The sequence below is a fragment of the Asticcacaulis sp. genome, assembly GCF_035497195.1.
GTDB lineage: Bacteria > Pseudomonadota > Alphaproteobacteria > Caulobacterales > Caulobacteraceae > Asticcacaulis.
Window position 1 is genome coordinate 220,107 of the sequence record NZ_DATJDZ010000004.1, and the last position, 14,225, is coordinate 234,331.

A 14,225-nucleotide genomic window follows, 5' to 3' on the forward strand; every position below is an offset into this window, starting at 1 on the left:
TTGGATAGCCATAAGGAGGATATCATGCAAAGACGGGATTTCATGAAGGCGCTGACGATAGGCGCGGCTGTGCCCCTGGTCGGAAGCGAAGCCAGCGCCGCCACCGGCAAAAAACCCATCGCGCAAGATGACCGCGCCTATATGACCGGCCTGCTGGCGAAAATGGCCACGCCCGTGCTCTCCAATATGTCGCAGGGCAAATTAACGGCCAATTTCAAGCCGGAACTTTCCCCTACCTGGGATGGCCGCCCGGTCGGCGTCGCCTATCTCGAATGTTTCGGCCGGCTGATCTCCGGCTTGTCGCCCTGGCTCAACCTGCCGGAGGACGACACCGCCGAGGGCCGCCTGCGCAAGACCTTCACGGAACAGGCGATCCAGAGCTATGTGCATTCGGTCGATCCGCAAAGTCCGGACCATCTTTTGTGGGCCAATGCCGGCCAGGCCCTGGTCGATTCTGCCTACTACACCAATGCCTTCCTGCGCGCGCCGAAACTGTGGGCTGGCCTCGACAGCACGACGAAACAGCGGGTAGTTAAGGAAATCAAGGGCCTGCGCCGCGTCTCGCCGCCCTATACCAACTGGCTGCTTTTCGCCGCCATGAACGAGGCCTTCCTGCTATCCGTCGGCGAGGATTTCGACCCGATGCGCGTCGATCTGGCGATCAAGAAGATGAACGAGTGGTATGTCGGCGACGGCTGGGTGGCCGATGGCGTCCACTTCCATTACGACTACTACAATTCCTACGTCATCTACCCGATGATGGTCGAAATTCTTGAGGTGCTGGAGCGCCTCAATCCGAGCTTCAACAATCTCAAGCCTGCCGAGGAAAAGGCCAAATGGCTGAAGCGGATGCAGCGCTATGGCGAACATCTGGAGCGCATGATCTCGCCGGAAGGCACTTATCCGCCGATTGGCCGCTCGATGACCTACCGCACCGCCGCCTTCCAGCCGCTCGGTCTGCTGGCGTGGCGCAAGGCCCTGCCGGAAAGCCTCTCCGAAGGCGCCGTGCGTTCGGCCCTGGCCGCCGCCCAGCACCGCATCTTCGATAACCCGACCAATTTTGATGACGCCGGATATCTCACCATCGGCTTCGCCGGTCACCAGCCGACGCTTGGCGACTGGTATTCCAACAGCGGCAGCATGTATATCGCCTCTGAAAGTTTCATTGCGCTCGGTCTGCCGGCCACCGACCGCTACTGGACCGCGCCCGCCGAAGCCTGGACAGCGAAAAAGGCCTTCGCCAACGAACCGTTCAAAAAGGACTATTATGTTGATTATTAAGCGATTCAACTTGCCTTAACTCTACGCGCGTAAGCTCCGGATGTAAGCGGCATAATAGCGCTGCACACAGTATAGTAAGGGGCGTTTCCGGTGACTGAACAGGTGCTGGTTTGTGACTTTTCCAAGAATGCGCGCGTGACTTTTGCGCTGGCGGAGGTCGGCCGGAGACCGGCGCAGGCCACGACCTTCACCTGCTCCAGCCGGACGGAATTCGACACGGCACTGACGGATTTCCTTGCCGTTCATGGCAATCCGAAGCTGAAAGGCGCCGCCGTATCGGCCCGTCGCTTCGAGGAAAACGGCCGGCTCCACCGCCTCGAAGACGGCGTGGAAATCACCCGTGAGGATTTACGGAAAACGCTCGATATCCAGCGCGTCAATCTCGTCAACAATTTTGTCGCCCGCGCCCTGGCGATTCCGAAACTGCGTCGCAACGAACGGATCAATGTCTGCGAAGGCGAACCGGGTGAAGAGACGGTGATGCTGGTGCTCGGTCCGAATTATGGCCTGGGCAATGCGGCTCTCATTTCCGATGGCGCCGGCGGCTGGACGGCCCTGCCCGGCGAAGGCGGCCACTCAAGCCTGGCGGCGAAAACAGACCGCGAATGGCAGGTGATCAACGGGTTGCACGACCTGCGGGGCGCCGTGGTGCGCGAAACGGCGATGTCGCAACAGGGCTTCCGTGATCTGTGGACCATCCTGCACGCGCTGGACGACCGGACGGCGCCTGATCTGTCACCGGCGGAGATTGTAGACCGCGCCCGCTCCGGCGATCCGTTTGCCCGCGAGGCCATAAATTTGATAACCCTGTGGCTGGCCGATATGGCGGCCGATATGGCGGCCGATATCGCCCTCATCATGAGCGCCACCAGCGGCATCTATCTCGCTGGCGCGCTGATGGATGTGATCGGCGATGCGTTCGACGTTGACACCTTCGCCGCGCGCTTTACCGACAATCCGGCCTTCAACGGTTTCCTTGGCCGGATTCCGGTCTGGCGCACCGTCGTCACCGATATGGAGCTGATCGGGCTGGCGACGCTGTTCGATTAGCCGCTTTACCCCTCTGGCGAAGGCTGGCAAAGGGCGCAAGAGCTCTTGCGCATGCCTTTACGCCATATTAGTCTTCTGCAAACGAGGGTGACCTGCGGGTTATCGGGGGGGGGGTACGTACCGTAGCCTGGGATGTGGCTACGGCTGGGCTGCGCTTTCCTGACACGTGCAATTTCACGTAATGGACCCGTGAGGCAGGTCACCAGCGTTCGACAAGCACATCCACAATCACGCCATGGGGCGCACGTGAACAGAAGAAAAATCCTATCTCTCCTTGCCGCCATGCCGTTGCTGTCCGGCAGGACCGCAGCCTTTGGGCAGGCCACGGGTAATGGCCCTGTCAACACGGATGTACAGGCCGGGCCTGAAGAGGGAACCGCACCCCGGCCCACGCTCGATATGTTTGCCAGACTGCCGCAGATCGACCAGATAAGCCTGTCGCCGAGCGGAAAGCGGATTGCCCTGGTTACGCAGAAAGGCGACGAAAAACTGCTTGTCCATTTCACCGTCGGAAAGAACGACAAGAAGGCCGTTTCGTTGGGACAGATCAAGGTCCGCGACCTCCTTTTCGGAGACGACGATCATGTCATCATCATCACCTCCCTGGCGACCGACCGTGTATATTACGGCCCCGGCAAGGCCGAAGTCCACCTGGCGACCTGTTTCAACCTGAACACCGGATCGTTATACAGGTTTTTTGACAGCGTCGACAACGCGCAGTCCGTCGCGATAAACTACTATCAAAGGGTAAAGGTAAACGGGGAAGTCCTGATAGCGGCGTCGAATATCGGGGGAGACCGAAACCTCTACGGTTTTCATGGCGAAAAGAGCCTGGCCACGAAGCTGTTGCAAGTCGATGCTTATGACCTGGTCATGCGGCCTGACGGCCACGCCCTCGCCTACGCCAGATACAATTACCTCAATTCGGTCTGGAGCCTTTACTATAATATCTCGCCGCCGGGAGACGCACCGAATTTCAAGTTTGTCTTTGAACAGACGGCAAAAATTTTCGTGCCTTCGCTGGAAGGTGTTGGGCGGACTAACGACAAGATTGTAATGTGGCAGCCGGATGAGGGCGCCGGCACATACAAGGAAATCGACGCATCGGGCATTGTGGTCGATGACCTTTATGACGATGACAAAAGCGTCGCCCATTCGCCGCTATTCCATCCGGTCACGGGCTGTCTCGCCGGCTTCCGGTTGCATCGCGACTGGGTCGAAAACAAATATTTCGATCCGAAGCTGAAGGCCCTGGATGGGCTCATTCCCCAGGCGCTTGGCGACGGTTATCATGGCTATGCAGTCGACTATTCCGACGATATGAAGATCATGCTGCTGTACGTCGAAGGCAAGGACGATCCCGGCAGCTATTATACAATTGACCTGAGTACTGCCTCTACCGAATTCATTGCGGAAACCTACCCTGGGATTCCCGCGACGTGGCTGTCGCCAAAAACCGCTGTTCAATATAAGGCGGCGGACGGCCTCGACATCCACGGCTTCCTGACCCTGCCGCCTAACAGGACGCCGACCCGGTTACCGCTCGTCGTCCTGCCTCATGGCGGCCCGCAGGCCCGTGACTACGCCAATTTCGACTGGCAGGCCCAGTGCCTGGCCGCGCAGGGTTATGCCGTGCTGCAACCCAATTTCCGCGGATCTACCGGCTACAGCCGCGCATTCATGGATGCGGGCAACCACGAATGGGGCCGCAAGATGCAGACCGACCTTTCGGACGGGGTACGTTATCTTGTGCAGCAGGGTCTGGTCGACCAGACGCGCGTCGCCATTCTGGGCGCATCCTACGGCGGCTATGCAGCCCTGGCGGGCGCCACACTCGACCCTGGCGTTTACCGGTGCGCCATCTCCATAGCCGGCGTCTCAGATGTCAAGGCAATGATGGATTGGGATACCCAACGCGCGGGTGACAAATGGAATCCGGAAATACGCTATATGCAGTTGATGCTGGGTGACGAAAAGGATTTCGACAGTATCTCACCGGCCAAACAGGCCAGCAAAGCCTATTGTCCGATTCTACTCATTCACGGCACCGACGACTCGGTCGTCAGTTATGCCCAGAGCCAAAGGATGGACGAGGCGCTGACTCAGGCCGGGAAGGCACATGAATTCATAACGCTGAAGGGCCAGGACCATTGGGAGACCATTGGCTCGGCACGCATCGAGATGATGAAACATGCCCTGGATTTCCTTGGTAAATATAATCCGGCCTAGTCAGCAAATCCTAATGGTCGACAACGAGCGGATGATTCAGGTCTTCCGCCGTCCGTTCCAGCCAGGCCTTGAAGCCATCGAGGTCGCGGATGCCGGGCACGGCGGCCTTGCCCTCCTGCGTCCAGCGCGCGCCGAAGCGGTAGTCGGCGTCGGTCGCTGACTTGAACGACACGAACAGGGTCTGGCCGTCATTGACCGGCGCGCCCGTTACATCACCCGTACGATAAAAGACCGCCCAGCCGACGGGATCGGGGCCATGCTCCTGCGGTCCCCAGGCGGCGATATAGGTCCATTCGCCTTTTGTTTGCGGGGCGAAGGTCTGGTCGCCGGGATGGACGGTCAAGCCGGTGACCAAAGGCTCGGTGACCTGATCGGCTTTCACCTTTACCTCGGTAATCGCGCTGCCGGCGGTGATGGCGTAGGTGGCGTGGATGTTGCCTTTTCCCCCGCCTATCGCATCGGCATCGACGCCGGCAATGGCCGTCACCGGACCATTGGCGATCACCTTGCCGGTGATGGTCGATGGACCGACCTGCGTCGCCTTGCCATCGCGCAGCAGGCCGATGCCGCCGACGCCCAGAGACGCGCCAACCTTGAAGATATCGCCGCCCCAGGCCACCGGATACTGGTAGTCGTCAAAGCCGTGGCCGACAGTCGGGAAGATCATCCCCGTGCCATACTTGCCGAAGATATCGGTGACATTGCGCTCATCGAGATAGAGGCGATAGGCCACCTTGTCGGATTCCCAGCCGATGCCCTCAAAGGCGATCAGGCCGTCATGGATGAAGTGATCCGGCGGCGAGGTAAACTGGTCGCGCAGGTGGAAGGCGCCGCCGGTGATGGCGCCGCCGTTTTTCGGATCGCCTTCGAGATGGCCGCCATCCTGGATATTCAGCGTCACCAGCACGCGTAGTGGTCCGACCGGCGCGGCATCCGGCGAGAAGGTCACGATCGTATCACCGGCTTTCAAGGGCGCCACCAGCCGGAACTTGGCATTGAGATATTGCACCGGATAGGCCGTGCTGCCGATCTTCACCGATTGCACACGTGCATCCATAGGCACCGGCAGGTCGATCACGGCGTTATCACGATCCGGGCCAGGATTATGCACGGTCAGGCTTTGTGCGTTCGCACCCGTGGCGATCAGGGCGATAGCGGCGGCAAATATAAGGCGCATCATGGCCTCCTATTTCAGCTTGAGGTCGGCGACGGCAGTGCCGGCCAGGAGGAAGGCCCCGACGCCGTAGAACTGGGTATCGTCATAGCCGACATTATCCGGGCGGTCGCTGACCGGCTGAACATAACCAAGCTTGCCATCGGGATGGACCGCCGCCACGAGCGCACTCCAGCCCTTGCGGATGGCCGGTTCGTACTCGGCACGATCGAGCGTGCCGTTGCGCACGCCCCAGGCCAGGCCATAGGTATAGAAGGCGGTGCCGCTGGTTTCCGGCAGGGCCGTTTTCGGATCGGCCAGCAGGGACGGCGCCCAATAGCCGGTAGCAAGCTGGATCGATTTGATCTTGGCCGCCATTTCCTTGTAGAGCGCGACGAAGCGCGGACGATCCGGATCATCGACCGGCAGGACTTCGAGGATGCGCGCCAGACCGGCGAACACCCAGCCATCGCCGCGGCTCCAGAACACCTTTTCACCGTTCGGTCCGCGGCGCTCGAAGAAACGGGCATCGCGGTAGAACAGCTTCTCGTCCTTGTCATAGAGGACATCGTAGGTGGCCCAGAACTCTTTCTTGGCGAACGCGGCATAGCGCGGATCGCCGGTCGCCTGGCTGAGGCCAATCCAGGTGGCCGGGGCCATGAACAGGGCGTCGCACCAGCACCAGCGGTCGGTGCAGTTGGCGTCACCTTCCGCCGGATAGATCAGGGTGACGTCGGACGGTTTGGTCAGGATGGAATCAAAGGTTGCCCGCATCGGTTTCAGCTTGTCGGCCGACGCGCCATGTTTCACCGCCCACAGATACGACTGGCCGATCACATGGTCGTCGGCATGGTAGACGCGCTTGCCGAGTTCCCATTTGTTGGCCTCGCCGCGCGCCAGGATCAGGTCTTTATAGATGGGATTGTCAGAATGATCCGCCATGTCGGTCAAACCGACGAACAGGGCGCCCTGCACCCAGCCCTTAGGGTCCGGCGTATCCCACGAGGCCTTGGGTGGTATCCAGCCGGCGGCGAGCGTGGCGATCTGGTAGGCCCCGACCTTTTCGGTGATCGCCATGACGTCGGCGGGCTTGAAGGAGACATTGGTTGCCGGAGCTGCCGCCGTTTCCGGCACGGCGGCGTGAACCATCAACGGCGCCGCCGCCAGCAGGCCGCAGATCATCCAGGTCCGGGCCATTTTCGTCTTTAAGATATCCATGTCGTTTCCTGCCTTTTCTGTTTTTTAGAGGGTGGCGATCCAGGCCGCTTCCGGCACTTTCTTTTCGTACGTCAAGCCAGTTGACAGATATCAACCTCATCGAAATCGCCATAGTCAAGGTTTTCCCCGCCCATCGCCCAGATAAAGGCGTAGCTCGATGTGCCCGCCCCCATATGGATCGACCACGGCGGACAGATAACCGCCTCCTCATTGGCGATAACGATGGCGCGCGCCTTGTCGGGTTCGCCCATGAAATGAAAGACGCGCTCATCCTGTCCGAGATTGAAGTAGAGGTAGGCTTCCGAACGGCGATCGTGCAGGTGCGGCGGCATGGTGTTCCACACGCTGCCGGGCTTGAGGATGGTCAGGCCGAGCAGCAGTTGCGCCGAGGGGCAGGTCTCCGGCACCACCATCTGGTAGATGGTCCGCTCATTGGAGGTTTCCAGCGCGCCACGTTCCAGCGGCACGGCGGTTTTCAGCGAGAACATCTTCGTCTCGAAACCCGTGTGCGCCGGCGTGCTGACCAGGTAGAACCGCGCCGGCCGGGCCGCATTGAGGCTGGCGAAAACCACCTCCACCGCGCCTTGAGTGACATAGAGGCCATCGAGCGGATCGAGCGTGTAATCGGCACCATCGACCGTCACCACACCTGCGCCGCCGCCAACATTGATCACCCCCAGTTCGCGGCGATACAGGAAGGGCGCGCCCTTCGCCGAGGCCGGTTCCTGATGCACCGGCAGGCTGACCGGTCCCTTCACCGGCACCACCCCGCCCACCACCATGCGCTCCTGATGCAGGTAGTTGAAGACAATCTCATCGGCATTGAACAGGTCGCTGATCAGGTAATTTTCGCGCAGGGTCTCGTTGCTCGCACCGTTCAGGCTGGCGGGGTGCGTGGCGTAATAGGTCTTCTTGTACATGATAAGCCTTACTGGGGATACTTGGCCAGCGCGGCGCGAGCGCAGGCGTCGGCGATTTCATGCGGCACATCGGCGACCGCCAGACCGCCGATCAGCGCATCACCATGCCGCAGCGGCAGCGAGCCGGCATGGTCGTTATAGAGGTCGGAATGGGCGGCGATCTGCGCCCTGAACGCGGCGTCGGTTTGCTCGCGCGCCTGCATATCGGCGCCGGCCTGATTGAAGGTGAAGGCGGTAAAGGCCTTGATGGGTGCTGCCACCGGCGGTTTGACGGCGCCATCGCCGCGCAGGGTGACGCGCACCAAGCCTTTCGCATCGACCACGCTGGCGCTGGCCGGATAGCCGCGCGCCTGGCAGTCATCGATGGCGGCCTCAGCCAGTTGCAGGGCCGGCGCGAAAGCGATGCCGTCCGCCGGCAGATCGGCGGCGCACACAGGCAGGGTAGCAAATACGGCCATAACAGACATAAATACCGGCCATTTACGGAACGGGCGTCCCGCCACGGCAGGCCACGGCGATGTCGTGAATTTTACCATTTGCACCTCCCTTATGTAACGGGTCGCTTGAGCAAGCCTGTTATGCCTGCCCAAAGAAGAAAGGCTATGGCGTACAGCCCGCCGACACGTTATCCGAGGACGGGCGTAACATATAACGATATGAGCGTCCACATAAAGATACGGTTGGCGCGACGGATTCCGATCAACACACATCCCTTCTGATATGGACGCCGGACAAAGGAATGCGCGCCGCCGGCATGGCCAGCGGCGCGCATCTTTCCTCAAAGTCTTGCTCTAGTATTTGAAACGCACGCCGATCTGATAGCGGCGGTCGTTGCGGATCCAGGCCGAGTCCTTGCGGACTGCGGCGGCGCCCGGCGTATTGCCGGAGTCGCCCATCACCTGCTGCTGAACGATGGTGGTGGTGTCGAGCAGGTTGGAGCCGTCGAGCGAGATTTCGACATTATCGCTGACCTTGAAGCGGATCGAGGCGTCGAGGAAACCCGAACCCTTTTGCCACATCGGCAGGCCGATACAGCAGTCAAGGTTGTTGGTCAGGAAGTCCGACCGCCAGCTATAGGCGATACGGGCCGCGATCGGACCTTTTTCATACAGGCCGACGATGTTGTACGAGTCGTCCGAAATACCGGCCAGGCGATGCGAGTCGAAAACCGCGCCGTTGACCTGGAGGCCGCCGCCGAAGCCGATGGTGCCGCCGCCGGCATAACCGGGCTGGTTGGCCAGGTTGGAGTTGTTGATGCCGGACTGTTCGGTATGGGTATAATTGGCCTGAATACCTAGACCATCGAACGGCGATGGCAGGAAGTCGAAGAAGGTCTGGTAGGCCAGTTCGATCCCCTTCAGTTCGCCGCCGCCGTCACCATTGCGCGGCCCCCGGATATGAACCGTCTGGGTGGAGCCGTTATTGGTGAAGTCACGCTCGAAGACGCCGAACGAGATATCGCCGTTGAGCTTCTTGTAGAACAGATCGGCGGTGAAGGAACTGGTCGAATTGAAGTAGTTTTCGTAGCTCAAATCGAACTGGTCGGCGGTGATCGGTTTCAGGCCGGCATAACCGGAGTCGGCGTTGAACTGGAAGTTATAGCCCTTCACATTGGCCGGCGTGTGCGGGCCGTTCGGGTCCGTCCAGATTACGTATTGCGAATCCGCCGACACGCTGACCGTCGGCGCCTGGATGCCGACATAGTTGCGCAACTGACCGAAGTCCGGACGCGACAAGGCGCGCGAGGCGCCGAAGCGGACGAACTGGTGGTCATCGAGACCGAAGCGGATATTGAAGCTCGGCAGGATATTGGTGTGCTTCTTGCTGAGCGTCTGCGATTCGGTCGTCGGGGTGCTGAAGGCCAGCAGGTCAGGCGTCATCCAGCAGATGATGTTGGTGACATTGGTGCCAAGCGGCGCGTTGGCGCACTTGTCGGCCTGGGTGGCGTAGGTCTTGCCGGCGCCGACATCGGCGAACTGGTCGGTATACCAGTTGGAAGTCGGGTAGGCCACGCCGCCGTTGCTGGCGTCTTCGGTCTGGATGGCGCGAATGCCGACATTGCCCTGCACCGTCAGGCCCCAGAGCGTCTGGTCCGGCCCGCCAAATTTCAGCATGGCGTAGACCGCCGAGGTCTTTTCACTGACATCGAGCATTTCCTGGTCGATGTAGCATTCCTCGGTATTGCCGGGGCGTTCGCACAAGGGGTTCCAGGCCAGCGGCGAGTTGGTCGTCTTACTGCTCAGCGCCCGGATCAGGCCGTCGTGATCGGCCAGGGTCGCCTTGCTGAGGAAAACCATATCGCCGTTGCCGAATGACTTGCCGTCATAGAAGCCGCTGTTGAGGCTGTCGACCGTCCAGATGCCCGCGCCGTAGCCTTTGAAATCGTCACGCACCCCGCAATCGGTGGGATAGGGCGCCGGCGTGGTGTTGTCGCTGTTGAAGCCGGGACCGTTACAGTTCCAGTTGGCGGCGACCGGCGACCAGTTATAGGCCGAGTAGCGCACCGTCTGCTCGCGGTCGGCATAACGGACGCCGACTTTCAGCGAGTTCAGCCAGCCGCCGCTCTTGAAGGCGTATTCGGCGTCGGCGCGCAGGGCCAGTTCGGTGGCGTCGTTGTGCTCGTAGTGGTCCTGAATGAAGTGGACGAAGTAGTTATGCGGATTGGCGAGGAAACCCGGCGCATAGTTGATGTTAGACCCCGGCAGCATCGTGATCTGCGGCGTGCCGTCACCATTCACGCTGTACTGGACATCGGCCATCGTGTCGTTGGCGACCAGGATGTCGTAGTTATTGGTCGTCGCCTCGATATACTGCACATCGAAGCTGGTGCGCAATTGGTCGTTAACGTCCCATCTCAGGTTGGCCGACAGGTCTTTGGTGCCTTCGGAGTGGTTGAAGTTTCTCGCCTGGTTTTCGATATAGACGCCTTCGCGCTGCGTGGCGCAGCTTGTGCCGGCGCCGCAGAAATTGACGAAAGGCATACCCGGAACGGCGGAACCGTTGTTGATATTGCCCTGGGTCGAGCCGGTCCAGTCGCCCGTCGGCTGGGTCAGGATGCCCGAAGAGAGCATACCGTCGGCGCCGAAGGTGAAGGGGGCCGAGCCGGTGGCCGGCGCGATATTGGCATTGGTCTGCGGCGAATAGGCGTCGGCCGCCCACAGGCCGAAGAAGGTCGGGTTGACCGAGCGTTCCAGCCAGGCGTTGCGGTAATAGCTGTCGTTATACTGGACGGTCAGCAAAACGCTTTTCGCGTTATTCTGGTACTGGAAGGCGAGCGCCGTGCCGTGGCGGTTGCGGTCATAGGTCACCTGGGTGAAATTGACCTGATCGGGCATATAGACCCAGCCGGTGCCACCGTAAGGGTTGGCGGTGCAGGGCACGCTGCCGTCGGCATTGACGATGGCGCGCTTATGCGCCGGATCGGTCGGGTCCATGTTGCCGGCGGTACAGAAGGCGCCGATGCGCTGCATGACCACGCCGTCGGTTTCTGTCAGGACGTGCGAATTGGCATAGTCGACCATGAAGCCGAACGTGCCGTGCTCGGTTTCCCAGCGGTTGGAATAAATGCCGGAATATTCGTAGGTGCCTTTCTGGGTACGGTCACCGTAATTGGCCTTGGCCGAGATCGAGATAACTTGGCCCTTGCTGTCGAACGGCAGGCGGGTGCGCAGATTGACCGAACCGGCGATGCCGCCTTCGATCATTTCCGCTGTCTGGTTCTTGTAGCTGTCGACGCCGGCCATCAGTTCGGGTGAGATGTCATTGAAGTTCAGGCCGCGATTGGCGTCGGCCGAGAAGCTGTCACGGCCGTTGAATTCCGTACGCACCTGGGTCAGGCCGCGGATCAGGACCTGCGCCGGTTCGGCGGAGAAGTGCGTTGAGTCATCGCTTGACTGGAAGCGCGACACGGTGATGCCGGGCACGCGTTGCAGCGCTTCGGCGACGGACTTGTCGGGGAAGGCGCCGATATCGGTGGCGGTAATCGAATCGACCTGCGTGTCGGCGTTTTTCTTGATGTCCTGCGCGGTTTTCAAGGCACGACGAACACCGACGACCACGACTTCCTGCGCCTCATCGGCGGCCGGGGCTGTAGCGGGGGCGGCGTCCTGCGCCCAGACGGCGCCCGCAAAGCTCACGGCCGCCAGCGTCATCAGGGAAACCCCCGCTTTCAGGGCGGCGCTCCGTTGACCCAATATGTGTTTTCTCATTTTTTTCTCCCTGCGGTCCCCTCATTGGAAGACGCGCGTTGCTGGTAAACCGGAGCCGGTCACGGAAGCCTGGGCGCACAGGTGTGACGTGCGCCAGACCGGAACCGCGAGCGTGTCCGGATCGTTTTTTCCCAACAGGAAAGGAGTCATTTTTCGCACCGACGCAGCGAAAGGGTTATCCCCTTCGCCCCTGGCGTATGCCCCTCTGTTTTATCCGGCGGCTTTTTTGACCGCCTTGCCGCGTCATGACTGCGCGAGCTTGATCATCTCATGATACTCATCATTCCATGCGTCAATATATAATATGATGAACATAATTTCATGAACTACCGAAAGGGCCTGTCATGCAAGGGTTTGGGGCCGATTCCGCTTGTCATCGCTTTTGGCTTTTTTCATATCCCTTTGCATAAATGCAACAGATAGTGGCGTTTCAGGACGTCTTCATCATTTCGATAAAGCCATTGGCGGTCAGCCGCCCGGTGGCCGGATCATCGCTCAAAGCCGCCCGGCTCAACAGCCCCGAATGGAGCATAGGGGTGCGATAGATAATCAGGCGGTTGAAGACCATTTCTGCCTCAGCGATCAGGTCATAACCGGCCGTGCCGGCGTCCGCATATCCCGCAGGTGACGCCGCTGCCAATTCCGGTCTGGCGGCGGCGACATAGGCGGCCTCGCGTGCAATATCGACCGATTCGAACCCCGTGGACCTGTGGCGAAAAAAGCCAGTGCCGCCGAAATCGCCGTGGCAGAGATAATGCACCAGAGCCAGCCGCCCCGGATCGAGCGTGTCGTAATGCGGAATTTTCTGGATCGGCTCGGCCTGATCCGCCGGGGTCGTGGCCAGCGCGAAGAAGCCGAAGAACTTCACCCAGGTGTCGCGCGGCAAACCGAACGCCGCCTCTATCGGTCCGCGCAGGGCAGTGACGACGGTCTGTAATACCCCTCAGGCAGGGGCGCATTGCGGCCGGGATATTTGGTATGTTCCGGCACATAGAATGCGGTTTGCTTCGCCGCCGCGACCATCGCCTCCGGATCGGTAAGGACATTATCGACCACCATCAGCGGCTGCGCCTCATGGCCGATCCGCCGCAGCCGGACCTTGATATCGGGATGCAGGGCGAAGGTCACGATTTGAGATAGGCCTGTCTGAGTTCGGCCTTGAGACGTTCGCGCATGGGCGCGCTCATTGGCCCCAGAACGCCTTTCAGCGCTGGCGGAATATGGCCGGTGGCGTCACCTTCGGTTTTGAAGACATAGGCCTCGAACATGGCCCGCCAGTAGGCGCGTTCGCCCGACGGCAGGTGGCCGAAGGCCAGCAGCGCCGTCAGGAAGGCGTCATTGGCGCGCTCAAGCCCGGTGGCGAAATCGCCCCACCAGTAGTTGACCATCACATTATAGGGATCGAGCGAAGTGACGTGATGCCACCAGTATTTCGGCATGAAAATGGCGTCGCCCGGTCCCAGATGCGCCACCACGGCGGCTGTCATCGCCGCGCGGAATTTTGGGAAACGCGCGTAATCCGGCTGTTCCGGATCGACCAGCGACAAGGGTGGCGGATTATCCAAAGGCCCGACAGAGAGGTTGCTCACCTGCTCCGGCGGGAACAGCAGGAAGCGCCGCCGGCCGGCGATGACGCAGGCGAGGTTATGATCGCGGTCATTGTGCGTTTGCGTCTTGAGCGGCCCACCGACCCACAGGCGCGGCATGATCTGCGGCGGCATCAGCGGCAGGGGATTTTTCGCCACGAAGCCCGGCATATGGCTGGTTAGCGGCAGCATCTGGAGAGCGAGAAAGGGCGCGTTTTCGACCGCCAGATTGCGCTCAATCTGATCCAGCGTTTCAGTGATGCCGCGCTGGCGTTTGGTGAAGTTGAACTCGCGCATGTCCGGTGAATAAAAGTACCAGCCGCCGCTGGAAAACGGCGCTTCCATCACCGTCGCCTGCGCGCCCTGATCGTGGCGTTTGAGATAGGCATTGAGGCGCGACGGCGAAGCCCGCCCTTCCGCCAGTGCCGGCCAGTGATCGAACAGCCCCTGGATCACCACCGGCTTTTCCGCCGCCATGAGGCGCTGGAAATCGGGCGGGCCATTGAGACGGCAGACCGCGACTTCCGGCAGGTCATCCAGCGGCGACCGCACCTGAGCTTGAGATAAATCCACGCCGGCT

General features: G+C 60.6%; 9 protein-coding genes and 1 pseudogene. 3 read left to right on the forward strand and 7 right to left on the reverse strand.

From position 1 onward, the window contains the following. The first annotated feature begins 24 nt into the window (after nt 1-24). From VL130_RS01840 to VL130_RS01850, 3 genes are all read left to right on the forward strand, one after another. On the forward strand, nt 25-1,281 hold the full coding sequence (locus tag VL130_RS01840) for a DUF2264 domain-containing protein (protein ID WP_325360505.1): 1,257 nt from the start codon (nt 25-27) through the stop codon (nt 1,279-1,281). Nucleotides 1,282-1,371: 90 nt separating this feature from the next. Beyond that, entirely contained in the window at nt 1,372-2,331 is a 960-nt protein-coding gene (locus VL130_RS01845) for a glucokinase (RefSeq protein ID WP_325360507.1), read from the forward strand. 246 nt (nt 2,332-2,577) lie between these two features. Then, complete coding sequence (locus VL130_RS01850; RefSeq protein ID WP_325360511.1) at nt 2,578-4,560, forward strand: S9 family peptidase; 1,983 nt, start codon at nt 2,578-2,580, stop codon at nt 4,558-4,560. A 10-nt stretch (nt 4,561-4,570) separates the two neighbouring features. Here VL130_RS01850 and VL130_RS01855 read toward each other — a convergent pair whose 3' ends face one another. From VL130_RS01855 to VL130_RS01890, 7 genes and pseudogenes are all read right to left on the reverse strand, one after another. Then, entirely contained in the window at nt 4,571-5,740 is a 1,170-nt protein-coding gene (locus tag VL130_RS01855; RefSeq protein WP_325360514.1) for a DUF4861 family protein, read from the reverse strand. Between the two features lie 6 nt (nt 5,741-5,746). Further along, entirely contained in the window at nt 5,747-6,931 is a 1,185-nt protein-coding gene (locus tag VL130_RS01860) for a glycoside hydrolase family 88/105 protein (RefSeq protein ID WP_325360516.1), read from the reverse strand. 71 nt (nt 6,932-7,002) lie between these two features. Beyond that, the gene (gene kduI, locus VL130_RS01865; RefSeq protein WP_325360518.1) at nt 7,003-7,851 is read right to left on the reverse strand and encodes a 5-dehydro-4-deoxy-D-glucuronate isomerase; all 849 of its coding nucleotides are present in this window, start codon (nt 7,849-7,851) and stop codon (nt 7,003-7,005) included. 8 nt (nt 7,852-7,859) lie between these two features. Then, nucleotides 7,860-8,387, reverse strand: coding sequence for a heme-binding protein (locus tag VL130_RS01870; protein ID WP_325360520.1), 528 nt, complete (start codon nt 8,385-8,387; stop codon nt 7,860-7,862). A 255-nt stretch (nt 8,388-8,642) separates the two neighbouring features. Beyond that, a complete protein-coding gene (locus VL130_RS01875) occupies nt 8,643-12,059 on the reverse strand; it encodes a TonB-dependent receptor (RefSeq protein WP_325360522.1) in 3,417 nt (1,138 codons plus the stop codon). 430 nt (nt 12,060-12,489) lie between these two features. Beyond that, nucleotides 12,490-13,118: pseudogene (locus tag VL130_RS01880) on the reverse strand (DUF6445 family protein). A 65-nt stretch (nt 13,119-13,183) separates the two neighbouring features. Then, nucleotides 13,184-14,218 carry a cupin-like domain-containing protein gene (locus VL130_RS01890; RefSeq protein ID WP_325360528.1) on the reverse strand — a complete coding sequence of 345 codons (1,035 nt, stop codon included), beginning with the start codon at nt 14,216-14,218 and terminating at the stop codon, nt 13,184-13,186. Nucleotides 14,219-14,225: the final 7 nt, after the last annotated feature.

Excerpts from the sequence above, each read along its gene's own strand:
- VL130_RS01840 (WP_325360505.1), top strand. The coding sequence starts at position 25 with ATGCAAAGACGGGATTTCATGAAGGCGCTGACGATAGGCGCGGCTGTG.
- VL130_RS01855 (WP_325360514.1), bottom strand. The coding sequence starts at position 5,740 with ATGATGCGCCTTATATTTGCCGCCGCTATCGCCCTGATCGCCACGGGT.
- VL130_RS01860 (WP_325360516.1), bottom strand. The coding sequence starts at position 6,931 with ATGGATATCTTAAAGACGAAAATGGCCCGGACCTGGATGATCTGCGGC.
- kduI (WP_325360518.1), bottom strand. The coding sequence starts at position 7,851 with ATGTACAAGAAGACCTATTACGCCACGCACCCCGCCAGCCTGAACGGT.
- VL130_RS01870 (WP_325360520.1), bottom strand. The coding sequence starts at position 8,387 with ATGGTAAAATTCACGACATCGCCGTGGCCTGCCGTGGCGGGACGCCCG.
- VL130_RS01875 (WP_325360522.1), bottom strand. The coding sequence starts at position 12,059 with ATGAGAAAACACATATTGGGTCAACGGAGCGCCGCCCTGAAAGCGGGG.